This is a genomic window from Candidatus Glassbacteria bacterium (assembly GCA_019456185.1).
In the GTDB taxonomy this organism is placed as follows: Bacteria; Gemmatimonadota; Glassbacteria; order GWA2-58-10; family GWA2-58-10; genus JAJRTS01.
Map to the genome: position 1 here is coordinate 15,341 of VRUH01000031.1, position 22,876 is coordinate 38,216.

Below are 22,876 nucleotides of genomic sequence, written 5' to 3' on the forward strand. Positions count from 1 at the left end.
CTTCTCGGCTTTCTCCCGAAGGTCCGGCCTTTCGGGCGCCCCGCTGCGGGGACGCCGTCTGTTGCCCGAATGGGTCATTGTCAGCTGCTAACCGGGTGCGGCGGGGTGCGTCCCTCCAGCACCGAGCTCAGGTTCTTCGCGGCGATTTCGGCCATCTTCCGCCTGGTTGCATGGCTGCCGCTGCCGATATGGGGCAGCAGGACGGTATTATCCAACTCGGTCAGTCCGGGAGTCAGTACCGGTTCGTCGTGATAGACATCGAACCCGGCCCCGGAGATTTTACCGTTGCGTAACGCCCGCACCAGAGCACTCTCGTCGACAACCGGCCCGCGGGCGGTGTTGATCAGGAAGGCGGTGGGTTTCATCAGCCCGATCCTCCGCTCGTCGATCAGGTGTTTCGTCTCCCGGCTCAGGGGTGTGTGCAGGCTGATATAGTCCGCGCGCCGCATCAACTCGTCCAGCTCCACCCGCCTGGCGCCCAGTTGTTTTTCGACCTCCGGTTTGGCCTCACGGCTGAAATAGAGAATCTCCATCTCGAAGCCCAGCGCCCTGCGCGCCGTGGCCTGGCCGATCCGGCCCATCCCGACTATCCCCAGAGTTGCGCCGTAGATATCCCGGCCCAGGAACAGCTCCGGCGCCCAGCCAGCGAATTTGCCCGCGCGGGTATAGCGGTCGGCCTCGGCTATCCGGCGGCCGACCGCCAGGATCAGTAACCAGGCGATATCGGCGGTGGCCTCGGTGAGCACGCCGGGAGTGTTTGCGACGGTTACGCCGTTAGCGGCCGCGGCCGCGAGGTCGATATTGTTGTAGCCGACCGCGTAGTTGGAAACAACCTTCAGTTCCGGGTGGCTTTCGATAAACTCCCGGTCCACCCTGTCGCTGAGCATGGTTATCGCTCCCGCCGCGCCGCGGCAAATCTCGTTGAGTTCCCCGTAGCTGAGATTCCGCTCGTAAGGGCTGACAGTTACGTCGAATTTCTCTCCCAGCCGGTCGACAGCATCGCCGGGCAGACGGCGGGTCACGACAACTTTATCCATCCAGTGCTCCAGGTTGCCTTGATTTCGATCCGCTAGGCCTTGGCCCAGGCCCTGCGAAACACTCTCAGCGCGGCGGCGATCACGGTTTCGCTCTTCTCGCCATCCGACGGTTTGACCTCGAATGAAACCATCGGCGGCCTTTTGCGGTTGAGGAAGCCGGTATTCTTGAGGGTATTGATAAAGTCCCGTGTCTGATCGACCCGGTTGGCCCCGGCGGGGTTGCCGAAGCCGGGGTGCTGGTCGCCGTAGAGCGGGTGCCCCTCCAGCAGGACCGCGTTACCCAGGTGGGCGCTGGCCAGGTAGTCCTGCACCGGAAAAATCGCCTGTTCCGGAGTTTCGCCCAGCAGCGGAAGGTGGCTGAGGTCGACGCACACGCCGAAATTGTCCGCGCCCCGGGCGTAAACCAGTTCGCACAGGTGCAGCGCAGTCTCGGCGGGACCCACCAGCGCTTTCTTGTCGATCTTCCGGTCGAACACCTCGAGGATGATTTTCGGCCCGTTCCTGGACTGGCTGTAGGCGCAGAGTTCGGCGATCAGGTCGGCGGTGCGCTGAAGGCTGCCGGAGCGCTTTTTATCACCGGGATCGGGTCCGCTGAGCATGGCGACGCTCTCCGCGCCCAGTTCGATTGCCTGGTCCACGTGACGCTGCAGAAGATCCAGCACCCGCTCGCGGGCCGCCTTGTCCTCCGAGCCGGGATCGAACCCGCCGGCCAGGATCGACGGCTGGGCCGCCAGGCCGAGATCGAGCATCGAACTCTCCAGCAGGCGCTTGAGCGGCTCCAGCAGGCGCTCGTTCTCCACCAGCTTGATTTCGATACAGCGGAAATCGGGGATGTGGGCAATCTGCTCCACAGTGGGCAGCAGCGCCGTCTCGTCCCGCATCACCTGCGGGAACGCCATGAAATGGACGAGCCCCAGCCGGAGGTACTGTTCGACAGGTTCGATCATCGTATTCCGCTCCTGCTCCAATCTCTGTAGCGGGCGACAGGCTTAAGCGCCACACCCGATACCGGCGGCCACGATCAGCACGCCGGCGATAGTCTTGGCGTCGGTGATCTCGCCGGCAGCGATCATCCGCCTGATCTGCTCGATCCCGAACTCGGCGACCTCGAAATGCTCCATCGGGTCCGGATCGGGATTGCCGGGAGCCAGTTCGTGGGCGCTGAACAGGTCGATTATCTCATCACAGAACCCCGGAGTTGTGCGCAGGCGGGTGAGCAGACTGACCCTGCCGGCCCGGTAACCGGTTTCCTCGGCCAACTCGCGCGCGGCGCACTCCGCGGCGTCCTCGCCCGGATCGCGCATCCCGGCGGGGATTTCCCACAGGCTCTCATCGACTGCGTAGCGGTAGTGGCGGACCAGCACGATCCCGCCGCTTTCCGTGACAGGCACCACCGCGCTGGCCGCGCTGGCTCGGACCACCTCCCGCCGCGACTGCCGCGGAGCGTGGTCTTCGACGATCTCGTCCACGTAGACCTCAATCAGCTTACCGACCAGCACCCGTTCGCTCGAGATTACTCTGGCTCCACCGGCCACTTTCACTGTCCTTTCTATCCCCGTATCCGTTACCAGTCCGGTTCCATATCCGCACAGGATTTACGCAGGTCCCCGATCCGCTCGGCGTAATCATCGCTCCGGAAAATGAATGTCCCGGCCACCAGCGTGTTGACTCCGGCGGCGGCCGTCAGCGGCGCGGTCACGGGATTGATACCGCCGTCAATCTGGATCAGCGGGTCCAGCTCGTGCTCGGTGCAATGGCGTTTGAACGCGCGCACCTTGTCCAGCACGTCCGGGATAAACCGCTGGCCGCCGTAGCCCGGATAGACACTCATGAACAGCACGAGGTCCACCAGATGGGCCACCGAGATCATCTCGTCGACAGGCGTGTTGGGGTTGATAGTCACCCCGGCCTGGATACCCTTGGCGTGCAGGTAGTCGATCAGCCGCGGAGCATCGGCGGTGACTTCGAGATGGAAATTGACCAGCGAGCAGCCGGCGTCGATATAGCCGTCCACATACTTCTCCGGCTGGACAATCATCAGGTGGGCGTCGAACTGCAGGTCGCAGATGGCCGTATAGCGGTGGATAGTTTCGATCTCGAAGGTGACCGGCGGCACGAACCGGCCGTCCATGATATCCAGGTGGATGCCCTCCACGCCCGCCGCCTCGATCAGCTCGAACTCGGAGCGCATGTTGTCGTGGTCGGCGTTGAGGATCGAGGGATGGATGCGTACGTTCATCTGCTCACCCGCTCTTTGCGGTTAATCGTTTCAGTTACATGTTAACTCAACCGATAATCTGTTCACCGAAATTAGCCCGTTGTCCGCTGCCGGTGAGCCAGTCCTCACTTCGATAACGCTTGTCCGCCAGGTATTCGGCCATCCTGAGTTCGTGCGGCTCCGGTGCGCTATCGTGCAGCTCCACCCCGAAATGGTCGGCGAACCCGCCGCGGATGGCCGCCGCGGTTTCCGCGTAGCCCACCTCGCGGCCCAGGATATCGGTCAGCGAAGTCACCGCGGCGCGCAAGTTTGTTGCCAGTGCTTCACGCTGGTCATCTTCAAGCCCAACGGGCTTCAGCCCGGCCAGCTTGTCCTGGCAGTTGGCCAGCAGCAGCGAGCCCTGCTGGAGGAAAGCCGCGCCGCCCGGCAGCCTGAACTGTGCGCTGCCCACCAGCTTCCGGCCGCCGAGAGAGACTTCGTGACGGGCCGCGCTGGTGAAACACGGATTGCGCATCCCGGCGGCGCCGCGTTCGGCAGCGGAGGGATTCACCATTTCCGGACTGTCGGTTACCGCTCCCAGCAGTTCCAGCGACCCGCGGAGCGCCCCGGCGATCGCCGCCGAACTATGGGACACGGAATGGCCCGGCAATTCGATGCCGCCGGGCGCGGCCAGGCTGTAAGTCAGCTCGGTGTCGTGATAGACACTGCGCCCGCCGGTGGGCCTGCGGACCACATCGATTCCGCGGCTGCGGCAGAGCTCCAGGTCCAGTTCCCGCGCGGCCTGCTGATGGTAGCCCAGGCTGACCGAGGGCCTGCTCCAGCGGTATACCCGCAGCACGGGCGGGCTCTGCCCGGCCGCCACCTTGCCCAGCAGGACCTCGTCGAGCGCCATGTTGAACGCGGCCTCGCAGGCTCCGCTGTCGATAAAACGCCAGTGCGCCATGTCAATTAAATAAGCTGAAAAAAAGACCGGCGCAATGTTCGCCGGCCGGGTAACTTTGCAGCCGCTTTCGCAAGAAGCAGGTTCAGTTCTCTTCATCGCCATCGTCCGGCAAGGCGATCCGGCAGCAGACATTCAGCTCACGGGCGGCCTTGCCCTCGTTCATCCTGCCCACCGGGGTAGTCAGCGGCGCGGAAGTAACCTTCCCGGGTTCCTCCTCCGCCTCGGCGGCAATCGCGATCATCGCCGCGCAGAAATCCTCCAGCGACTGCATGGTTTCGGTCTCGGTCGGCTCGATCATCAGCGCCTCATGGACGATCAGCGGGAAATAAATAGTCGGTGCGTGGAACCCGTAGTCCAGCAGCCGCTTGGCGATATCGAGAGTCCGCACGCCGAGGTCCTTCTGGCGGTCGCCGCTGAAGACGCACTCGTGGAGACAGTCGCCCTGGTAGGGGAGATCGTACGTACCGGCCAGGCGGCTGCGCACGAAATTAGCGTTGAGCACGGCCATCTCCGAGACCCGTTTAAGCCCCTCGGCTCCGTGCATGCGGATATAGAGCCAGGCGCGGACATACATGCCGAAATTGCCCAGGAAACCGTGGAGCCTGCCGATCGTATCGGGGCGGTCGTAATCGAGGAAATAGTTTCCCTCGCTGTCGCGCTCCACCATCGGGAGGGGCAGGAACCGCTCGAGCTTCTCGTTGACACCCACCGGGCCGGCTCCCGGACCGCCGCCGCCGTGGGGCGTGCTGAAAGTTTTGTGCAGGTTGAAATGCATCACGTCCACGCCCAGGGTTCCCGGCCTGGCGCGGCCCAGCAGGGCGTTGAGATTAGCGCCGTCCATGTAGAGCAGCGCACCGGCGCCGTGGAGGATTTCCGCGGCCTGCGGGAGGTCTTTCTCGAACAGGCCCAGGGTGCTGGGGTTGGTGACCATCATCGCCGCCACGTCATCGTCCACCAGTTCGCGCAGCCTGCCGAGGTCCAGCAGTCCGTCCTCGCCGGACTTGAGCACCACCGGCTCGTAGCCGGCAATCGCCAGGCTGGCGGGGTTGGTGCCGTGGGCGCTGTCTGGGATGATTACTTTCTGCCGGGGACGGCCCTGCTTGAGGAGCCAGGCTCGGATCATCAGCATCCCCGCCAGCTCTCCCTGCGCGCCGGCGGCCGGCTGCAGAGACACGCGTTTCATCCCGCTGATTTCCTCGAGGTAGCCGGTCAACTGGTGCATCAGGCCCAGCGCGCCCTGGACCGCCGCTTCGGGAGCGAGGGGGTGAAGCTGGCCGAACCCGGGCCAGCGGGCGACGGCCTCGTTGATCTTGGGATTGTGCTTCATCGTGCAGGAGCCCAGGGGATAGAGCCCTTTGTCCACGTGGTAGTTGAGCGTGGAGAGATGCACGAAATGCCGGACCACATCGATCTCGGCCAGCTCGGGGAGTTCCGCTTCCCGTTCGCGGCGCGCCCAGCCGGGCAGCAAGTCGTCGAGCGGTTTTTCGGGAACATCACAGGCCGGCAGGCTTACGCCGGTGCGGCCGGGTCTGCTGAGGTCGTAAATAGTTTTCTGGGACATCCCACCGTCTCTTTTCCCCGCACGGGGACTCAGATTTCCACTGTGCCGCCCGGCTTCACCACGGTCACCTTGGCCCCGGTCTGGCTTTCCACGTCTTTCTTGAACTCGTCCGCGTCCTGGGCGATCAGCTCCCAGGTGTTGTAGTGCATCGGCACGACCCGCTCGGGCTTGAGCATCCGCACCGCCTCCAGCGCATCGCCGGGCCCCATCGTGAAATTATCTCCGATCGGCAGCATGGCCAGGTCGATATCGTTCAGCCGTCCGATCAGCTCGAACTCCACTGTCAGGCAGGTGTCGCCGGGGTGGAAGACCGTTTTGCCGTCAATATAAATCAGGAACCCGCAGGGGGTGCAGGCGAAATCCGCGCCCTCGACTCCGCCGCCGTGGAAAGCGGGGGTCAGCTTGACCGCGCCGAAATCGAACTGGCGGTAGCCGCCGATATGCATCGGGTGGTTCTTGACGTCCTGGCTGTCGAGATAGCCGGCCAGCTCGTTGGTGGTCACCACCAGCGCAGCGCAGCGCCGGGCAATCGGGATCGTGTCGCCGAGATGGTCGAAGTGGCCGTGGGTCAGCAGGATAGCATCGCACTCGATACTGTCCGGGTCGACCTCGGTAAGCGGGTTGCCCGAGATAAACGGGTCGATCAGGACCTTGTTGCCGCCGGTGTTGATACAGAATGCCGAGTGTCCGTAGTAGGTGAGGCTTGCCATGATTAACTCCTCGCGGTTTCCCTGTGCGCAATTGATCCCGCACCGGTTCGGGTTACCGCCGGTGCGCGGAAGGGGGGAAACGTTCATGCGATCAAATATAAAGAGTACGGCAAGGGCGGACAAGGGGAGGGGGGATGAATTCGCCCGGACTACTTGAGATCAAGTGATACTCGACGACGCGCCGCCGAACCCGCAAAACCGGTTAAGCTGCCATTACCAAACTGGTTGTCTCAACTCCAGTCCTACTCGTCCTCCACTACCACCGCGGTGCCGTAGGCCAGGATCTCAGCCGCCATTTTCATGACCTGGCTGGTGGAGAATCGAGTCATCACTATCGCGTTGGCCCCCAGTGAGCGTGCCTCTTCCTCCATCCTGTCCAGGGACTGTTCCCGCGCCTCGGCAATCGCCTTGGTATAGTCGGTGATCTCCCCACCGATTATCCCGCGTAATCCAGCCAGGACATCCCGTCCTATATGGCGCGCCCGGACCGTGTTGCCGCGCACCAAGCCAAGCATTTTTACAATCTTCTTGCCGTGGATAGTATCCGTGGTGACCATGATCATCGCACAATCTCCTCGTAACGTTCCTTCTTACGGGCAAAGAGCCGCTCGCGGAGCACCGAGACCAGCAGGACTATCGCTCCCAGCAGGGCGGCGGAGACACCGGTTCTCATCAGCAGGGGGACCTCGGGGTCCAGCAGGAAATCCCTGACGAAATGCCACGCGCCGTAGGCGATCAGGATAATCGCGCCCACCGAGAGCAGAATCCAGCCCACGCCACGTTCGAGACGGTTATAGACATTAGCCCAGTACATGTTCCAGACCTCCTGTTCCGGCTCGGTCAGACGGATTTTGACTGTCAGCCTGTTCAGGTTGCGGATCGACTCCAGCTCGCCGCGCAGCTCCGGGTCGTCGGCCAGCAGGCGCTCCACCCGCTCGCGCTCGCTCTCATCCAGCTCTCCGTCGGCGAAAGCGGTCAGCAGGCGCATCAACTCTTCTCTATCTTTCACGGGGATTACCTCCCTTCACACTCTGCCATCAAGCTTGCGTTTCAACTCCGCGCGGGCGCGGTAGAGGCGGCTGGCCACGCTGCCGCGGGGGATATCCAGCAGGCCGGAGATTTCGTTATAGCTCATCCCCTGCAAGTGCTTCATCACGATTATCTCCCGCATTTCCAGCGGCAACCGTCCGATCGCCTCCCAGACCTCGCGCCGGGTGGCCGTCTCATCCGGTGACTCGCCGGTAACGACAGTTTCCAGCAACTTCTGACCGGTGAGCTCCCGGTGCTCCATCCGGCCGCGTTTCTTGAGGAAATTGGCGGTTTCGTTGCGCAGGATACTGTAGAGCCACGAGGGAAAACTCTCCGGGTCCGCCAGCCGTCCGATCCCGCGCCAGGCGCGCACGAACGCGTTCTGGCTGATATCCAGCGCGTCCTCGCGGTTGCCGCAGATACCGAGGCAGAAAAAATAGGCCCGCCGCATGAACAGTTTGACCAGCTTCTCGTACGCGGTCAGCTCGCCCCTGCGGGCGGCGGCGGCCAATGACGGGATGTCGGTTTCCATCGGTTCTCTTCACGCAGATTTAAGTAACGGTTCTTAGCGTAATCCGTGCAGGAGAAATTCCGCTCGGTTTCGACCATACAGACAACGCCTGGGGTGGATATCTTCCAACTTTTTTTCTCGCGGGTCAGGCCGGAGCGCCGAACAGCCTGTTGAAATTGTCCGTGGTGGCGCGCGCCAGGTTTTTTACCGTTTCTCCCCGCATCCCGGCAACAACCCCGGCAGTATGGACCAGCAGCGAGGGTTCGTTGCGCTTGCCGCGCCTGGGGACCGGGGCCAGGTAGGGGCAGTCGGTTTCGAGCAGCAGACGGTTGCCGGGGATGGCGCGCACCAGCTCCGCGCCCTTGTAGTTCTTGAACGTCACCATCCCGCCGACACTGAAATAGCAGTCGAGCTCGATCAGCGCGGCCAGGCTATGCTCGTCGCCGCTGAAACAGTGGACCTGCCAGGGCGTTTTTTGCTGTTCGAAACCGCGGAGTATTTCAATCAGCTCCCTGTAGGCCTCGCGGCAGTGGATTACCAGCGGGAGGCCGTTACGCGCCGCCAGTTCGAGATGGGCCTCGAAACTCTCGATCTGCACCTCGAGCGGACTGTGGTCGTAGTAACGGTCCAGGCCGGTTTCGCCGATAGCGACCACGCGGCGGTCGGCGGCGAGGTTGTCGAAAAAGTCGATCAGGCCGGGAGAAAAATCCGTTGCATCGTGGGGGTGCAGCCCGGCGGTGGCGCAGATTTCCGGGTGGGCGGCGGCGTGCTCCAGGGCGGCCGCCGAGGTATTGCGGTCGATCCCGACATCGATGATGCGCGCCACGCCGGCTTCGGCTGCCCGCTCCAGCACCTCGTCCAGGTCATCGGCGTACTGCTTGTCGGTCAGGTGGGCATGGGAGTCGCAGAGAGTGAGGCCGGCGGTTTCCATGGAATCGCTCATCGCGCGCCGCCCTACTTGACCAGCTTGCTGATCTGCCGGAACTCGTCGGTGCCGGCCTTTTTCAGCAGCTCGAACAGGGCGCTCTCGGTGGTGGTCACTGTGGCCCCCTCGACGGCCAGGCGCTCCAGGGCCACCCGCTTGTTCTCCGGGCTGCGGCTGCCGGTTGCGTCGGCGGCCACGTGGACGCGGTAGCCCGCCTCCAGCGCGTCGAGCACGGTCTGAGTTACGCAGACATGGGCCTCTACTCCGCAGACAAGCAGGGTGTCGCGGCCCGTTTCGGCGACAGTCTCGGCCAGCGCGCGGTCGCGCAGGCAGCTGAACGTGATCTTCTCGGCGATTTCGTCATCACCGGCCAGCTTGCGGAGCTGCTCGACAGTCGGTCCCAGTCCCCTGGGGTACTGTTCGCTGAAAATCACCGGTACGCCCAGCACCCGGCAGCCCTCGATCAGGCGGGCGCAGTTGGCCACCACCGCCTCGTGGCTGTCGATCACCGGCACCAGCCGCTGCTGGAGGTCCACCACCACCAGCAGGGTGCGCTTAAGGTCAAGAAGCCTGCCTGGTTGGGCCATAGGAGCCTCCTGAAAGAGTGTTGAAAAATGCCTTCCGTGGCATTTTTCAAGGCGGCTTGCCTTCACTTGTTATGGCAAGCCGCCCAAAATGCTTGACTTAAAGTCCGCGCATTTTGCCGCCACATCCTTGTGGCGCTTAGAAGCGTGTTGAATAAACACGCTTCTAAATCACCCGTCCGGGCTCGATCACCTTGCCACGCGGGATAATCACGATCCCGCTGCGCACGAAATAACCGTCGCCCTCGTGGTCTTCCATGTCGTACTTGGGCGTGATCCGCACCCCGTCGCCGATCCGCGTGTTCTTGTCCAGGATCGCGCCCTCGATCTCCACGTCGTGGCCGATCCCGAGCGGGATATCGCTGGACCGGCCGCGCCGCATACCGCGCTCGGAGTCCTCGCCGGGAGTGTCGTAGTAGTCGGCGCCCAGGATCAAGCTGTCCTTGATTCTGGTACCGTGACGGACCATCTCGCGGACACCGATAATCGAGCGCTCGACGTCCGAGTGGTCAATAATCGAACCCTCGCAGAGGATCGCCCGCTCGATGCTGCCGCCGACCACTTTCACCCCCGGCAGACTGCGCGGGTGGGTATGGATCGGCCAGTGCTCGTCGTGGAAGTTGAACGGCGGCACGGGGTCGGTAAGCGACAGGTTGACCCGGTAGTAGCTTTCGATCGTGCCGATATCCTCCCAGAACCCGTCGAACACGTAGCCGTACACCTTGTGCGATTCGAGCGCGGCCGGGATCACCTCGCGGCCGAAATCGGTGTACTTTTCCCTGCTCAGCAACTCGACCAGCGCACTGCGGCTGAACACGTAGATTCCCATCGAGCCCAGGTGGTGACGGTCTTTGGGTTCCACGCCGAACTTTTTCATGGTTTCCGCGTCCGTAGTCAGCTTCTCCTGCACACCGGGGTCGTCGGGTTTCTCGACGAAATTAACCAGCCGCCCGTCGCGGTCCATCTGCATGATCCCCATCCGGTAAACATCCTCGCCCCGAGCGGGCAGCGTCGCGACAGTCACGTCCGCGCCGGTACTGGCGTGGTGGTCGATCAGCTTGCCGTAATCCATCGCGTAAAGCTGGTCGCCGGAGAGGATCAGCACGTTCTTGATATTCCACTCGATAATGTAGCGCAGGCTCTGGCGGATAGCGTCGGCCGTGCCCTGAAACCAGTTCACGTTGGTCGGGGTCTGTTCGGCGGACAGCACTTCGACGAACCCGTCGCTGAACCGGTCGAAACGGTAAGTCTGGAACAGGTGACGGTGCAGGCCGGCGGAAAGGAACTGGGTGACCACGAATATCTTGCGGACCTGGGAGTTGATACAGTTTGAGACGGGTACGTCGATCAGCCGGAATTTCCCGGCCAGGTTGATCGCCGGCTTGCAGCGCGCCAGGGTCAGCGGGGCGAGCCTGGTTCCACGGCCTCCGCCGAGAATAACCGCCAGCGTGTCTCTGCTATCCATGGGGTTACTTCCTCGTATCTGATTGAGCTTTTATTATTTTTTTCTGCCGTATGTTCTTAATTTACAGGTAGATCGCCGCCAGTCAAGGATACCAAGGACTCTGGGCGGGTTGATTTCTGAGTCCATGCCGACTATTATGGCTCAGGCAGCGGTTTGACGACAGGGAGTGGGTTGATGGACGGAAGAGAGATCGGCAGGAGGCGGTTTGTCGCCTCAGCCGCGGCGGCGGCTTTCGCGGCGGCGGGCAGGCTTGGTGCGCAAACGGCGGGCGGCGGCATCCTGGCCGCAAGCGCGAAAGCTGATAATGAACTGGCGGGCGCGGTCCGCTCGGCGCTCGAATCCCTGGGCGGAATCGGCCGGTTTATCAAGGGCGGCGAGCGGGTGATGCTGCTGCCGAATCCCCAGGGTTTCCGCACCGGGGCCAGCACCCGTCCCGACCTGGTGGCCGAGGTGGTCTCTGTCTGCCTGAAAGCCGGAGCGTCCGAGGTCCGGGTCTGCTCGATCCACTACGGGTCCCGCTGGTCCGGCACGGGGATCGACAAGGCGGCCCTGCGCGCCGGAGCGGCTGTCTGGACGCCATCGGGGAGCGGCGCCTGGCGCGAGGCGGCAGTTGCGAGGGCCGCCCGGCAGAAAACGCTGCGGGTGATCTCTCCTGCGCTGGATTCCGACGTATTTATCAACCTGCCGATAGCCAAGCACCACGGCAGCACCCGGTTCACCGGTGCGTTGAAGAACCTGATGGGAATCAATGCCGGCAACGCCGGCTGGCACCAGGGAACTTCCTACCTCGTGGACAGCATAGTCGACCTGGCCGCCACTGTCAAAGCGCAGCTGCATATCGTGGACGTCACCGAGGTCCTGGCCGAGAACGGCCCGTTCGGCCCGGGACGCAATGTCGCTCCCGGACGGATCGTGGCGGGAGTGGACCCGGTGGCTGTCGATACGGTCTGTTTGCGGCTGATGGGGATGAACCCCGGCGAAGTCTCGACAGTCGTCAGGGCGCAGGAGCGCGGGCTGGGCACGATGAGACTGACCGAGGTCAGTTCCACCGCCGAACTCACCACCTGGCGCGGCACATGAGGATTCTGCGATGAACAAGCCGGCTGATCCGGGCTGGCCGGGATTTGTCAAATCCTGCCTGCCCGCTGTCGCTAGGCCGCTGAAATTCGAGCCGCTGCACGGCGACGGGAGCGCGCGCAGTTTCTACCGCGTCTCCGGAGCGCCAGCGGCGTGCGTGCTGATTGTCCACCCGAACCCGCCCCGGCACGAAAGCCGCGATGTGGACGAAAACGAAACCTGGGTCTACGTGGCCGGGCTGCTGAACAGGGCCGGGGCCGGAGCGCCGGAGGTGTACGGATACCGCCGCGACGCCGGGCTGATACTCTGCGAGGACACCGGCGACCGGCATCTCCAATCCGAGGTGCTCGCGCGCGGCCTGAAATCTCCGTGGACCAGGGATACATACGGCCGTCTGCTGGAGACCCTGGCCGCGTTACAGGCCGAGTGCGGGCGAACTTTCGAGCCGGAGCGGACATTCAACCCGGCCTACGATGCGGATTTCATGTACGAAGACGAGGCGTTGTATTTCGCCGGCTTTTTCCTGGAGAAACTGTGCGGTATCGATCCCGCTCCGCTGCATCCGGAACTCCGTCTGCTTTCGGAAACCGCCGCCGAGTCGGTGGGGGAGCGGGTGATGATCCACCGGGATTTCCAGAGCCGCAATATCATGGTCCAGCAGCCTGATGACAGGCTGCGCCTGCTGGATTTCCAGGGTGCGCGGATGGGGCCCTCGGCCTACGACGTGGCCAGTCTGCTCTACGATCCCTACCTGACGCTGCCGCAGGCGCTGCGCGATAATCTGGCCGGGGCGTATCCGGAGCTGCTTGCCCGGCTGGCCCCGCGCGCCGCATCCGCGTTCGAGCGCAGCTTTCCGCTGATCGCTGTGCACAGGATGATGCAGGTGCTGGGCGCGTACGGTAAACTGAGTCTGGCCGACGGGAAGCGGAAGTTCCTGGCCTACGTGCCGCGGGCGCTCAAGAGCCTGCGCCGCCTGTTGGGCAGGGGAGAATTCGAGCGGTTTCCGCTGCTGCGCAGTGCGGCGGAGCGTGCCGGGCCGCCTGCCTGACTCCCAAACTGAAAGATAGTTGTAAACGGAATAAAGTCGGTAATACGTTTCAGCCTGGCTTCAGAGAACCATTCAGTACTCGAGTGCTTGCCACGAAAGGATTCTGCCGGATGAGAAGCTTACTGCTGACTCCCGTATTGTTTTCGCTTATCTTGCTGATCGCCTGTGACCCTGCCGCGCGGGAGGGAACGGAACAGGCCGGAATCCGGCAGCCGGCAGCGCCGGCCGGTCCTCATCCGACAGTGAAATGGATCATGGCCTGCCGCGTTCCGGGCGAGGGATTCGGCTGCTACCCCGGCGACAGTTCGTTTGTCTCGCGCACCGGGATGGCGGTTGAGGCGCTGTTTCAGCTCGGAGTTCTGCGGGAGCTGGAGAACACGGACGAAATAGTTTCCTGGCTGCAGGGCATGCAGCAGCCCGACGGCGGTTTTCTGGAGCGCAGGGACTACTATAACGGCAAGCGACTGCCGTGGGGCACGATGAGCGCGCTGGAGCCGGCCTACTGGGCCGTGCGGACACTCAAGTATTTCGGCAGGGCGCCGGCGTACACCACCGGCGTGGCGGATTTCATCAAGGCGCGCCAGCGGGATTCAGGGGCGTTCGATGCCTACGAGATCGGCTGGGGCGGGGCGCGCGAGGCGGTCTACAGCACCTACTGGGCGGTGGCCACGCTCAAGGAGATCGGCGAGCCGATACCCGATTCGGCCAAAGTCGTGGCCTGGCTCAGGAAACAGCAGGACACCAGTGAGCGCCGCGGCGGGTTCAGGCTGTCGGTCGATAATTTCAACTACGCTTCCGTGCCGGGTACGTTCCATGCTGTCCAGGCGCTGGCACTGCTGGGGGCCATGCCTGAGCGGCCGCGAGAGGTGAAAAAGTTCCTGCTCTCGGCATACGGGCAGGAACCCGATGGTGGTTTCGAGGTCGGCCACGGCGATGACTGGAACAATTTTGATCATTACTCGCTGACCGAGTGCACGTGGATGGCTGTCTCCACCCTGCGCATGCTGGGGACGCCCCTGGCCGAGAGCGATACCTCGCGCGCGGCCCGTCCCCGCTCCGACTGCGCGGCCTGGCTGGGTTCGGTACAGAATCCTGACGGCGGATTCGCGCGGGTGGGCGTAACCGACCAGACCCCGCTGGCCGGCCCCAGCGAGATGAGGTCCACCTGGCAGGCGGTCGGCGCGCTCAAGCTGCTCGAGGTCGAGGTGCCCCGTCCGCTGAATGCGGAGGAGCCGGTTAACGAGGTCCGGGTCCACACTCCGCTGCACCGTCACCCCACGGTCCACAACGACGATCCGGTGGAGGTGTGGGCCTACCGCCGGATAGCCCTGCCGATCTACGAAAAGATCCTGGCCGAAACCGGCAGCCGGCTGGCCGCAATCGGCGGGCTGAGCAGCTGGACGAGAGCCGTGGTCGGGCCGGAGAACGCCAGCTACCTCACGGGCGGACGGGGCGTTTTGCTGGGCGGCTGGGGCCAGTGCGGTCAGATGAGCCAGCTTCTGCAGCAGCTCGCCTCCAGCGTGGATCATGCCGCGCGCTACAGTTTCGTAATCGGCGATGTCAACTGCGAAGTGCTGGTTCAGGAAGCGTGGTGGGCCCAGCCGCACTGGTGTCTGTTCATCCCGTTCACCAACGAATATCCCGACCCGGGAACCGTAACACCGGCCGGCGCGAAAGACGGCTGGAGCGTGCTCGATGTGATAGTGGACCATGACCGCCGGCACGGGAACCTCAACTATCCCAGCCGCACGGAGCTGGGCGATCACCTGTTCAACAGCGTGCGGATCGAGACAATCGATTTCGTGCGCGGCAAGTGGGGCAGCGAGGTTAAAATCGACAGCACGACGACTTACGACAGTCCGCAGGCCGCGGAGCTCTATCCCGGAGGAAGTTGGTGAAACAAGGCTTTGCAGGACGGGAACTTGACAGAATGACAATGCGGGGATAGAATAGTTCTCTCCGGCGCCGCCCGCCGGAGAGGATGGTTCATCCGGGGCGGGGAGGGATTCAGGGAGAATGCTGAAGGTAATCGAGGATTTCAGGGCGATCAAGGCCAACGACCCGGCCGCCAAGAACTGGCTGGAGACCCTGCTGTGCCATACGGCCTGGCATGCGATCGTGCTCTACAGGATCGCCCACTGGCTGCATACGAAGTTACATATCCCGATACTTCCGCGCTTTATCAGCGTGCTCGCCCGCTGGTGGGCCGGAGTCGAAATCCATCCCGGCGCAACTATCGGGCACAGGTTTTTTATCGATCACGGAACAGGGGTTGTGATCGGCGAGACCGCGGAGGTCGGCGAGGACTGCGTGATGTTCCACGGAGTGACCCTCGGCGGCACGGGCCATCATGCCGGCAAGCGTCACCCAACGGTGGGCGATAACGTGCTGATCGGCACGGCGGCCACCCTGCTGGGTCCGATCATGGTGGGAGACAACGCCCGGATCGGCGCCGAAACGGTGATCGTCAACCGGGACGTGCCCGCCGGGACAACCGTGGTCGGCACGCCGGGGGTGATTGTCAAGCGCGACGACAGGAAAGTGGAGGAAAAGCTGCCGCCGGCCCATTACCTGCGCAAACCGCCGCGCAATCATGGAGTTGAGGGCGAAGGTATCTGAAGAGCGGGAGGAGATATAAATAAAAAAGCCGGCCGGGAACTCCCGGCCGGCTTTTTTTCGCGCTAGCTAAAATCCGCTTAAAGCAGATTTTTGAGGTGGTCCTCGAAGAAACTCTTGTCGCGGTAGCCGATCACTTTTTCCACCACGTTGCCTTCGCGGTCGATAATGTAGGTGGTCGGGATGCCCGTGTAGATCTCGTAGGCGTCCACCACCTCCATGTTGGCCATCGCGATATCGTAGTTCACGGAGTTTTTCTTCACGAATTTCTCGACTGTACCGGGACCGCCCCTGTCCACTGAAACGCCCAGGATTTCAAAGCCCTGCTCATTGTATATATCGTAGAGCTCCACGAAATGCGGGATCTCCTTGACGCAGGGCGGGCACCAGGTCGCCCAGAAATCGATAATCAGCACCTTGCCCCTGTAGGTTTCAAGCGAGACTGTTTCACCGGTCAGGTTGGTCAGGCTAAACGCCGGCGCCTGCTGAGAACTGCCCGCCTGGGCCAGCGCGGTTCCCTGAACCGCGGGCGACTGTTCGGGCTGGGCGCTGGCATCTCTGGGGCTGGTCCCCCGGCCGCAGGCCAGCACCGATCCCAGGCACACAAGCGCGGCAACTTTAAACACGTAAGCAACCTTATACATCGGAACCTCCTTCCAGGTATCTTTGTCTTTCCCGGCGCACCCCATCTACCCGATCTCGGCCAGTCCGGGGAAGAGCTGTAGCAGGTAACCACTTAATATGGAGAACATGTCGAAAAATATCAATCCCCCGACAATTAACAGAAACGCTCCGGCGATCTTCTCGATTGTTCCCAGATGCCTGCGAATCTTCTTATACATGTTGAAAAACTTGTGGATCGCCAGCCCGGTAAGGATGAAGGGCAGCCCCAGCCCCGCAGAGTAAACCGCCAGCATGAACATCCCGCTGCCCACTGTCCCCTGCTGGGCGGCCAGGGTCAGGATCGCGGCCAGGATCGGGCCGATACAGGGAGTCCAGCCGAACGCGAACGCCGCGCCGATCAGGAAGATACCCAGCACGCCCAGCGGATTCTCGCGCACGTGGATTCTTTTCTCGTACTCGAGGAAGCCGATCCGGAATACCCCGGTCATGTGCAGGCCCAGGATGATTATCAACGTCCCGGCCACACGGTTGAACCAGACGCGGTAGATGAACAGCAGTTTGCCGATCACCCCGGCCCCGGCCCCCAGCATTATGAACACCGCGCTGAAGCCGAGCACGAACACCAGCGTACTGATAAAGACTTTCATCGGCCTGCTTTCGCCCTCGCCACCCTCCTGCAGCGTGTCGATCGACACGCCGGAGACGAACGAGATGTAGGCCGGAATCAGCGGCAGCACGCAGGGACTGATAAAACTGAACACACCCGCCCCGAACGCAGCCAGCAGAGATACGCTTTCCATCAAACTCCCTTACTTTTCGCCTGTAAGAAACACCCTGCCGGCCAGGCGCCTGGCGCTGACACTCAGGTCATCGAACAGTGAATACAGGGTAGGTGTGATAATCAGCGTCAGGAAAGTCGACGTGGTCATCCCGCCCAGAATCGCCAGGCCCACCGGACCCCAGTTGGCCGCGCGGCCCTCCGAGGGCCCGAACAGGGCCGGCACAAGCAGCGGCGCCACCATCGGCAGCAGCGAGAGGATCGTCGTGGCCGCGGTCATCATGATCGGCCGCATCCGTTTTTGCACGGCTTCCAGGATCGCCTCGCGGCGCGCCAGACCCCTGCTCCTTAGTAAGTTGATATAATCCACCAGAATTATTCCATTATTCACCACCAAGCCGCAGACGATAATCACGCCGATATAGGCGACCGTGCCCAGATTGGTGCCGGTGGCGACAAAAATCAGCGCCACGCCGATAATCGCAAAGGGGACGGAAAGCAGGATCGTGAAGGGGTGGATGAATGACTCGAACAAGGCCGCCAGCAGGATATAGATCAGCACCAGGGCCAGGATGATGGCGAACCGGCTCTGGCTTTCCTCTTCGACCATGTTCTGGTAATTGCGGCCCAGTTCCCAACTGTAGCCCGGGGCCAGGCTGATCTGCCGCATCCGGGCCATCACTTCGTTGCTGAGCTGGAAAATCCCGCTGCCCTCGGCCTCCAGATCGATCTCCACGTTGAACATCCGGTTGTTTTTCTCGATACTGCGCGGCCCCACTCCCAGTTCGATATCGGCGATGTTGTCCAGCGTGGTGCGCTGTCCCTGGGGGGAATAGATCAGCATGGTCTGAAGGCTCTGGAGGTTCAGCCTGTCCTCGCGCTTGAGGCCGACGTTGATATCGATCTCCCGTTCCGGGGCCTTGAACCGGCTTACCGGACGGCTGGAAAGCTGGCTGCTGATCGTGCGCGCGACAGTGTTGGCGCTGATCTCGTTGGCCATCGCCCGGTCGCGGTCGACCATCACCCGTATTTCCTGCTCGCCCTGTTCGGTGCTGAGTTCCACATCCTGAACGCCGGGGATATCCTTCATCAGGTCGCGGATGCGCTCGGCGTAGGTTGTCAGCAACTCCAGGCTCTGGCCCCTGAGGTTGATTTCCACTCCGCCGCCGCCGCCATGGCCGTGATAGCGGTTGTAATGGTACTCGAATCCGGGATATTCGGGGATATAATTTTTAACCGCGGCCAGCAGTTCGGCGGTGGTACGGCTGTTTTTGGTCGCTTCGGTGAAGAACACCTCGATTTCCGCCCGGTTGCGGCGTCCCATGCTGAGTTCCGACCTGACCGAGCTGATTTCCAGTTCCTGCTTGCGGTTGAGCAGATCCTGCTCGATTCTGGTAACAATTTTCGATGCGTCGGCCATGCTGTAGTTGTGGCTGATACTCATGCCAACGTTCAGCCGCCGGTCCGGCGCCCAGCCGGAGGATTCCTTGTCGATCATCTTGTTGAGCTGGAAGGTACCCCACATGATAAAAGCCACGATAAACATGGTCAGCAGGCGGTAGCGCAGGGCGTGGTCGACCAGGTAGGCGAACACCTTGCGCGTACGCGGGAACGTGCGTTCCTTGCCGGGCTTGAGGTTGTGGATAAGCCGGCCGGAGAGCAGCGGCACAACAGTTATCGCAACGACAAAACTGGCGATACAGACCATGCAGAAGGTTATCCCGAAATCACGCATGAACCTCATGCCGCCCCGTCCGCCGCCGAGGAAGATCAGCGGGACAAACACGATCACGTTGGTCAGGATCGAGGCCAGGATCGGCAGGCCGACCTCGCCGACTCCCTCGATAGCCGACTCAACCGCGCCCTTGCCCTCCTCGTTGCGGATCCGGAAAATATTCTCCAGCACCACGATCGAGGGGTCGATCACGATTCCGATGGCGTAGATCATCCCCATCATCGAGATGATATTCAGCGTCAGGTCCGAGCCGATCGGCTCCATCCTGATCAGGTAGATGAAAAACAGGGCGGTCACCACCGAAACGGGGATCGCGATCGTGATCACCAGCGTGTTGCGCAGGTTGCCCAGGAAGAACAACAGGACCAGGATCGCCAGGATGCCTCCGATATAGCCGGCCCGTTTCAGACTGTCTATACTGTTGGTGATATCCTCGCTCTGGTCCCAGTAGAACTGGTAATCGAGCTGACTGAACCGCGGGTCGGCTTTGATGTTAGCCATGACGGCCTTGAGCCGGTTGCTGACCGCGATGATGTTGGCGTTGGATGTCTTGTAAATCCTGAACGAGACCGCTTCGTGGCCATTGAGTCTACTGAACCGGCGGATTTCCTCGGGGTAGTCGAAACGGACATTGGCCACCTGCTCCAGGCGCAGGCCGCGTTCGTTGAGCGGCATTTTGGCGATATCGTCCACATCCTGGAACTGGCCCACCACCCGGAGGTTGTATTTGCGCCCGCCCGCGTAGACATAGCCCGCCGGCAGGTTCTGGTTTTCACTGCTGATCTGATTGTTGAGCTGGTTGGAGTTGATCCGCGAGGCGCGCATCTGGTTCTGGTCGAGATCGATATAGATCCCCTTTTTTATCAGCCCGCTCACCACCACGTTGGCCACGCCCTCGACCGTGGTCAGCCGCTTTTCCAGCACGTTTTCGACAATACTTTCGAAACGGTCGCGGTCATCGCCGGTCCAGATCACGCCGAAACTGAGGATCGGCCAGTCGGTGGTCTGAAAGCGGTAGATCCTCGGCGGGTCGAGCATGTCTTCGGGAAGCTGGGGCAGTACACGGTCGATCCGCTCGCGGACCTCCATCGAGGCGAGATCCATGTCGGTGCCCTGCTCGAACTCCAGGCTTACCGAACTGCTGCCGGAATTGCTGTTGGAGCGGATCGCGCGCAGGCCCGGCGTGGTGCCCATCATCCCCTCGATCGGACGGGTGATCAGCCGCTCGATCTCCTCGGGGTTGGAGCCCTGGTAAGAGGCCTGGACCCTGAGGTAGGGGCGGTTGATATCCGGCAGGAAGGTCAGGGGGATACGCCCCAGGCTCAACAGACCCATCACGATCACGCTGATTACGGCCATCGTGGTGGTGACCGGCCTGTCCAATGCGAACTTGCCGATTGTCATCGGGATTCGGTTCCCGTGGAGTTGTTACGCCGCTGCCATCTCTCGCGCATTTCCCGGCGGCGGGCGCTGTCAGGAGCCGCGCCTGAATCAGGAAGAGTAAAGCCTTGTTCGGCGGCACGCTTGCGCCATGCCTCGCGGCGGGCGCTTCTATCCATATTCGGGTTCATCTCCATCGGCGGCGCGGCTATCATCGACGAGTCCCCGTCGGCGCTCACAATCCGCACCTCGGTGTTCTCATTCAGGCTCTCGTGGCCCACCAGCACGATCCTCGTATTGTCGCTGAGACCGCTGATAACCTCCAGGGTATCGCTCTGGGTGATCCCCAGCACGATCCTGCGCCGGTGGACGACTGTCGATGAGTCGGCCTGGTCGATTACGAACACCTCGGGGCTTTCGGTTTCGGGGATCAGCGCCTGACGGGAGATAACCAGCGCGTCCTGATGGGATTCGATCAGGATGTAGAGGGTGCAGAACATGCCGGGCTTCAGATTCTCCTGGCCCTCGGTAACCCGGACAGTCACTTTTACCGTTCCCGTGGCCGGATCGACTACCGGGCTGATCATTTCCACCTCGCCGGCAAAACTTTTACCGGGGAACATCTCGGTCTGAATCCGCGCCTTGTCGCCGAGATCGATCCGGCCCATTTCCTTTTCGGGAACGAACATGCGAATCAGCAGCTTTTCGGTGTCCGCCAGATGAAACAGCACGGTGTTGACGCGGATCAGGTCGCCCCGCTCGATCAGCCGCTGGGTAATAATCCCGTCGAACGACGCCTCGATCGAGGCGTAGTCCAGGTTGAGGCTGGCGCGCTCGTACTGGCTTCGGGCGGTTTTGTAATTGTACTCGGCCTGGCCGACCTGTTCCTGGCTGGTCAGCTCCTGTTCGAGCATCTTGCGGCTGCGCTCGTATATTTCGCGGGTGTTCTCAAGCCTGGCCTCGGCCTCCTGCACGGCGATATTCAGCTCGCGTTTGTCCAGCTCGGCCAGCACCTGGCCGCTGCGGACAATGTCGCCCTCTTCCACGTTGAGCTTTTGCAGCAGGCCCTGCACCCGGGCCACCACCTCGACCTCGCGCAGGGCGTCGACATTCGCATTGCCGAATACGTAACTGGAAAGCTCGGTCCGGTAGGGCGTCATAATTTCGACAGGTACGGCTTTCTGGCGCATACCGCCCATCATCCCGCCGGGTCCTCCCCGGCCGCCGGCGAACTGTCCGCGCCGGGAGCGCTCGTCCCCCCCCGAACACCCGCCGATCATCGCCGCGACAGCGGCCAGCAGGATTAACGTCTTAACTGGTTTTAAATGCTGCAATTTGCTTGATCCTCGGTTCTGAGATGAGTCCAGCCGGTAATTCACAAAGCTATCAGCAGGCCGTACCAGGCCTGCTGTTATACACTCCGGCACCCATAATGGTTACAGGTTTGTATATATATAGCTATCGGTGTGGTTTAGCAAGCAGGGAAAGGGTAAATCAGAAGTGTTCGTCGATATATGTTACCGCTGTCTCGAGCTCGGGGAGGATCTTGGTGCAGAACCGGACCATCCAGGGATTGCAGTCCTCGAACGGGAACGGGCTGAACGCGATCACGAACTTGCCCATGTTGTAGGAGGCGTGGAACACCTCCATCGCCGTGCCGATCGAGGCCTTGCTGTAGTTGACCAGCACGATATCCGCCTCGGTGATATCCTGCAGGTCGAATGAGACAATCTCGTTGGCGCTGTCCACCTCGCGGTCCTTGAAATTGCGCCGCATCGGATCGAGCAGCGTAAACCGCTCGCCGAACAGCTCCTTGGCCCGCTCGCGCCAGGTGGCGCTTTCGCCGGGGGCGCAATCCATAATCGGGCCGCAGAGGTATATCGTGCGCGGTTTTTTGCCCTTGGACAAGGAAACTCTCCGGCTGGTTGACAGTTCGATTATGACCGGGAACCCAATTTACCACCGCAACTGCCGGCGTGCAACAGGAGATTTGGCGAGCATTGCGTGAGGGGCGGATAAAAGGCATAGCCAGCCAACGATATGACGACAGGTCGGCCGGCCATCGTGAAGGGAGCGAAGCCCGATCTCCAGGATTCTGGAAAAATGAGCCTTGCGACAGCTTACTTTTTCGCGGTAAACGCCAGGATCAGCACCCCGTCGCCGTAAGCCGGCCCGCCGATAATGAACGTCCCGCCATCGGGAATCCGCAGCGTACTCTCGAAACTGCGCTGCTTTTTGTCGCCGGGGGTAAGCTTGACCTTGAGCCGGATTTTGCCCTCTTCCACTCCCTGGGAGTCGATCAGCAGAATATTTTTCCCCAGCAGTTCGAGCCTGACCTGAGCCTCGCCTTCGAGTTTCCGCGTGTGGGTCTTTTCCAGACGGAATGTGGAGTAGGCCAGCTTCTTGAGGTCCCTGCCGATGTCATCGAGCCGGGAGTCCAGGCCCTGGCCGCTGTTGTCGGCCACGATTTCGCGGACGGTCAGATCAAGGTTGACTGCGTTCTGGGCAGCCGCGCCGACATGCGCCAGCATCACCGCCAGCAGGACGGGCAGCAGAGCAAAATGCAACAGAGTGGAGGGGGGCTTGCGGGGATTTTCCATTATCGGCCTGCTTTCTCGGAAATAAGCCTTGATGT

Annotated in this window: 23 protein-coding genes; 4 read left to right on the plus strand and 19 right to left on the minus strand. The window is 62.0% G+C overall.

The window, feature by feature from the left end; genetic code table 11:
• Window positions 1–80: 80 nt before the first annotated feature.
• The 13 genes from FVQ81_11645 to FVQ81_11705 form a co-directional block, all read right to left on the minus strand.
• A complete protein-coding gene (locus FVQ81_11645; GenBank protein ID MBW7997198.1) occupies window positions 81–1,037 on the minus strand; it encodes a D-glycerate dehydrogenase in 957 nt (318 codons plus the stop codon).
• 32 nt (window positions 1,038–1,069) lie between these two features.
• Window positions 1,070–1,984: a TIM barrel protein gene (locus FVQ81_11650; GenBank protein ID MBW7997199.1), complete on the minus strand. Its 915-nt coding sequence runs from the start codon at window positions 1,982–1,984 to the stop codon at window positions 1,070–1,072.
• Between the two features lie 42 nt (window positions 1,985–2,026).
• The gene (locus tag FVQ81_11655; GenBank protein MBW7997200.1) at window positions 2,027–2,632 is read right to left on the minus strand and encodes an NUDIX hydrolase; all 606 of its coding nucleotides are present in this window, start codon (window positions 2,630–2,632) and stop codon (window positions 2,027–2,029) included.
• Window positions 2,602–3,276: a ribulose-phosphate 3-epimerase gene (rpe, locus tag FVQ81_11660; protein MBW7997201.1), complete on the minus strand. Its 675-nt coding sequence runs from the start codon at window positions 3,274–3,276 to the stop codon at window positions 2,602–2,604. Before rpe ends, FVQ81_11655 begins: the two co-directional genes overlap by 31 nt.
• Window positions 3,277–3,322: 46 nt before the next feature.
• The gene (locus FVQ81_11665; protein ID MBW7997202.1) at window positions 3,323–4,330 is read right to left on the minus strand and encodes a lipoate--protein ligase family protein; all 1,008 of its coding nucleotides are present in this window, start codon (window positions 4,328–4,330) and stop codon (window positions 3,323–3,325) included.
• Window positions 4,281–5,759 (minus strand): glycine dehydrogenase subunit 2, encoded by a 1,479-nt coding sequence (locus FVQ81_11670; protein ID MBW7997203.1) that lies wholly within the window; start codon window positions 5,757–5,759, stop codon window positions 4,281–4,283. Before FVQ81_11670 ends, FVQ81_11665 begins: the two co-directional genes overlap by 50 nt.
• 29 nt (window positions 5,760–5,788) lie before the next feature.
• Window positions 5,789–6,469: a metal-dependent hydrolase gene (locus tag FVQ81_11675; protein ID MBW7997204.1), complete on the minus strand. Its 681-nt coding sequence runs from the start codon at window positions 6,467–6,469 to the stop codon at window positions 5,789–5,791.
• A 242-nt stretch (window positions 6,470–6,711) separates the two neighbouring features.
• The gene (locus tag FVQ81_11680; GenBank protein ID MBW7997205.1) at window positions 6,712–7,032 is read right to left on the minus strand and encodes a YbjQ family protein; all 321 of its coding nucleotides are present in this window, start codon (window positions 7,030–7,032) and stop codon (window positions 6,712–6,714) included.
• Entirely contained in the window at window positions 7,029–7,478 is a 450-nt protein-coding gene (locus tag FVQ81_11685; protein MBW7997206.1) for a hypothetical protein, read from the minus strand. Before FVQ81_11685 ends, FVQ81_11680 begins: the two co-directional genes overlap by 4 nt.
• Before the next feature lie 15 nt (window positions 7,479–7,493).
• The gene (locus FVQ81_11690; protein MBW7997207.1) at window positions 7,494–8,030 is read right to left on the minus strand and encodes an RNA polymerase sigma factor; all 537 of its coding nucleotides are present in this window, start codon (window positions 8,028–8,030) and stop codon (window positions 7,494–7,496) included.
• Between the two features lie 124 nt (window positions 8,031–8,154).
• Window positions 8,155–8,952 (minus strand): TatD family deoxyribonuclease, encoded by a 798-nt coding sequence (locus tag FVQ81_11695; GenBank protein ID MBW7997208.1) that lies wholly within the window; start codon window positions 8,950–8,952, stop codon window positions 8,155–8,157.
• Between the two features lie 11 nt (window positions 8,953–8,963).
• Window positions 8,964–9,521: a hydrolase gene (locus FVQ81_11700; GenBank protein MBW7997209.1), complete on the minus strand. Its 558-nt coding sequence runs from the start codon at window positions 9,519–9,521 to the stop codon at window positions 8,964–8,966.
• Window positions 9,522–9,684: 163 nt separating this feature from the next.
• Window positions 9,685–10,983 (minus strand): glucose-1-phosphate adenylyltransferase, encoded by a 1,299-nt coding sequence (locus FVQ81_11705; GenBank protein MBW7997210.1) that lies wholly within the window; start codon window positions 10,981–10,983, stop codon window positions 9,685–9,687.
• Window positions 10,984–11,157: 174 nt separating this feature from the next.
• Here FVQ81_11705 and FVQ81_11710 point away from each other — a divergent pair, with 174 nt between their 5' ends.
• The 4 genes from FVQ81_11710 (at window position 11,158) to cysE (ending at window position 15,727) form a co-directional block, all read left to right on the plus strand.
• Window positions 11,158–12,063, plus strand: a complete 906-nt coding sequence (locus tag FVQ81_11710) for a DUF362 domain-containing protein (protein MBW7997211.1) — start codon at window positions 11,158–11,160, stop codon at window positions 12,061–12,063.
• Between the two features lie 10 nt (window positions 12,064–12,073).
• A complete protein-coding gene (locus FVQ81_11715) occupies window positions 12,074–13,108 on the plus strand; it encodes a phosphotransferase (protein ID MBW7997212.1) in 1,035 nt (344 codons plus the stop codon).
• A 110-nt stretch (window positions 13,109–13,218) separates the two neighbouring features.
• On the plus strand, window positions 13,219–15,006 hold the full coding sequence (locus tag FVQ81_11720; protein ID MBW7997213.1) for a hypothetical protein: 1,788 nt from the start codon (window positions 13,219–13,221) through the stop codon (window positions 15,004–15,006).
• Between the two features lie 118 nt (window positions 15,007–15,124).
• Window positions 15,125–15,727, plus strand: coding sequence for a serine O-acetyltransferase (cysE, locus tag FVQ81_11725; protein MBW7997214.1), 603 nt, complete (start codon window positions 15,125–15,127; stop codon window positions 15,725–15,727).
• Window positions 15,728–15,804: 77 nt separating this feature from the next.
• On the opposite strand, the gene FVQ81_11730 is transcribed toward cysE, so the two are convergent.
• The 6 genes from FVQ81_11730 to FVQ81_11755 form a co-directional block, all read right to left on the minus strand.
• Complete coding sequence (locus FVQ81_11730) at window positions 15,805–16,413, minus strand: TlpA family protein disulfide reductase (protein ID MBW7997215.1); 609 nt, start codon at window positions 16,411–16,413, stop codon at window positions 15,805–15,807.
• Window positions 16,414–17,148, minus strand: a complete 735-nt coding sequence (locus tag FVQ81_11735) for a cytochrome c biogenesis protein CcdA (GenBank protein MBW7997216.1) — start codon at window positions 17,146–17,148, stop codon at window positions 16,414–16,416. It abuts the gene before it with no gap.
• Between the two features lie 9 nt (window positions 17,149–17,157).
• Window positions 17,158–20,265, minus strand: a complete 3,108-nt coding sequence (locus FVQ81_11740) for an efflux RND transporter permease subunit (protein ID MBW7997217.1) — start codon at window positions 20,263–20,265, stop codon at window positions 17,158–17,160.
• Entirely contained in the window at window positions 20,262–21,575 is a 1,314-nt protein-coding gene (locus FVQ81_11745; GenBank protein MBW7997218.1) for an efflux RND transporter periplasmic adaptor subunit, read from the minus strand. Before FVQ81_11745 ends, FVQ81_11740 begins: the two co-directional genes overlap by 4 nt.
• Window positions 21,576–21,735: 160 nt before the next feature.
• Entirely contained in the window at window positions 21,736–22,149 is a 414-nt protein-coding gene (locus FVQ81_11750) for a hypothetical protein (protein MBW7997219.1), read from the minus strand.
• Window positions 22,150–22,361: 212 nt separating this feature from the next.
• Window positions 22,362–22,841, minus strand: a complete 480-nt coding sequence (locus tag FVQ81_11755) for a hypothetical protein (protein ID MBW7997220.1) — start codon at window positions 22,839–22,841, stop codon at window positions 22,362–22,364.
• Window positions 22,842–22,876 lie beyond the last annotated feature (35 nt).

Excerpts from the sequence above, each read along its gene's own strand:
- FVQ81_11720 (MBW7997213.1), top strand. The coding sequence starts at position 13,219 with ATGAGAAGCTTACTGCTGACTCCCGTATTGTTTTCGCTTATCTTGCTG.
- FVQ81_11705 (MBW7997210.1), bottom strand. The coding sequence starts at position 10,983 with ATGGATAGCAGAGACACGCTGGCGGTTATTCTCGGCGGAGGCCGTGGA.
- rpe (MBW7997201.1), bottom strand. The coding sequence starts at position 3,276 with ATGAACGTACGCATCCATCCCTCGATCCTCAACGCCGACCACGACAAC.
- FVQ81_11735 (MBW7997216.1), bottom strand. The coding sequence starts at position 17,148 with ATGGAAAGCGTATCTCTGCTGGCTGCGTTCGGGGCGGGTGTGTTCAGT.
- FVQ81_11665 (MBW7997202.1), bottom strand. The coding sequence starts at position 4,330 with ATGTCTGCTGCCGGATCGCCTTGCCGGACGATGGCGATGAAGAGAACT.
- FVQ81_11645 (MBW7997198.1), bottom strand. The coding sequence starts at position 1,037 with ATGGATAAAGTTGTCGTGACCCGCCGTCTGCCCGGCGATGCTGTCGAC.
- FVQ81_11740 (MBW7997217.1), bottom strand. The coding sequence starts at position 20,265 with ATGACAATCGGCAAGTTCGCATTGGACAGGCCGGTCACCACCACGATG.
- FVQ81_11755 (MBW7997220.1), bottom strand. The coding sequence starts at position 22,841 with ATGGAAAATCCCCGCAAGCCCCCCTCCACTCTGTTGCATTTTGCTCTG.
- FVQ81_11700 (MBW7997209.1), bottom strand. The coding sequence starts at position 9,521 with ATGGCCCAACCAGGCAGGCTTCTTGACCTTAAGCGCACCCTGCTGGTG.
- FVQ81_11675 (MBW7997204.1), bottom strand. The coding sequence starts at position 6,469 with ATGGCAAGCCTCACCTACTACGGACACTCGGCATTCTGTATCAACACC.
- FVQ81_11730 (MBW7997215.1), bottom strand. The coding sequence starts at position 16,413 with ATGGGGTGCGCCGGGAAAGACAAAGATACCTGGAAGGAGGTTCCGATG.
- FVQ81_11695 (MBW7997208.1), bottom strand. The coding sequence starts at position 8,952 with ATGAGCGATTCCATGGAAACCGCCGGCCTCACTCTCTGCGACTCCCAT.
- FVQ81_11670 (MBW7997203.1), bottom strand. The coding sequence starts at position 5,759 with ATGTCCCAGAAAACTATTTACGACCTCAGCAGACCCGGCCGCACCGGC.
- FVQ81_11710 (MBW7997211.1), top strand. The coding sequence starts at position 11,158 with ATGGACGGAAGAGAGATCGGCAGGAGGCGGTTTGTCGCCTCAGCCGCG.
- cysE (MBW7997214.1), top strand. The coding sequence starts at position 15,125 with ATGCTGAAGGTAATCGAGGATTTCAGGGCGATCAAGGCCAACGACCCG.
- FVQ81_11650 (MBW7997199.1), bottom strand. The coding sequence starts at position 1,984 with ATGATCGAACCTGTCGAACAGTACCTCCGGCTGGGGCTCGTCCATTTC.
- FVQ81_11715 (MBW7997212.1), top strand. The coding sequence starts at position 12,074 with ATGAACAAGCCGGCTGATCCGGGCTGGCCGGGATTTGTCAAATCCTGC.
- FVQ81_11690 (MBW7997207.1), bottom strand. The coding sequence starts at position 8,030 with ATGGAAACCGACATCCCGTCATTGGCCGCCGCCGCCCGCAGGGGCGAG.
- FVQ81_11680 (MBW7997205.1), bottom strand. The coding sequence starts at position 7,032 with ATGATCATGGTCACCACGGATACTATCCACGGCAAGAAGATTGTAAAA.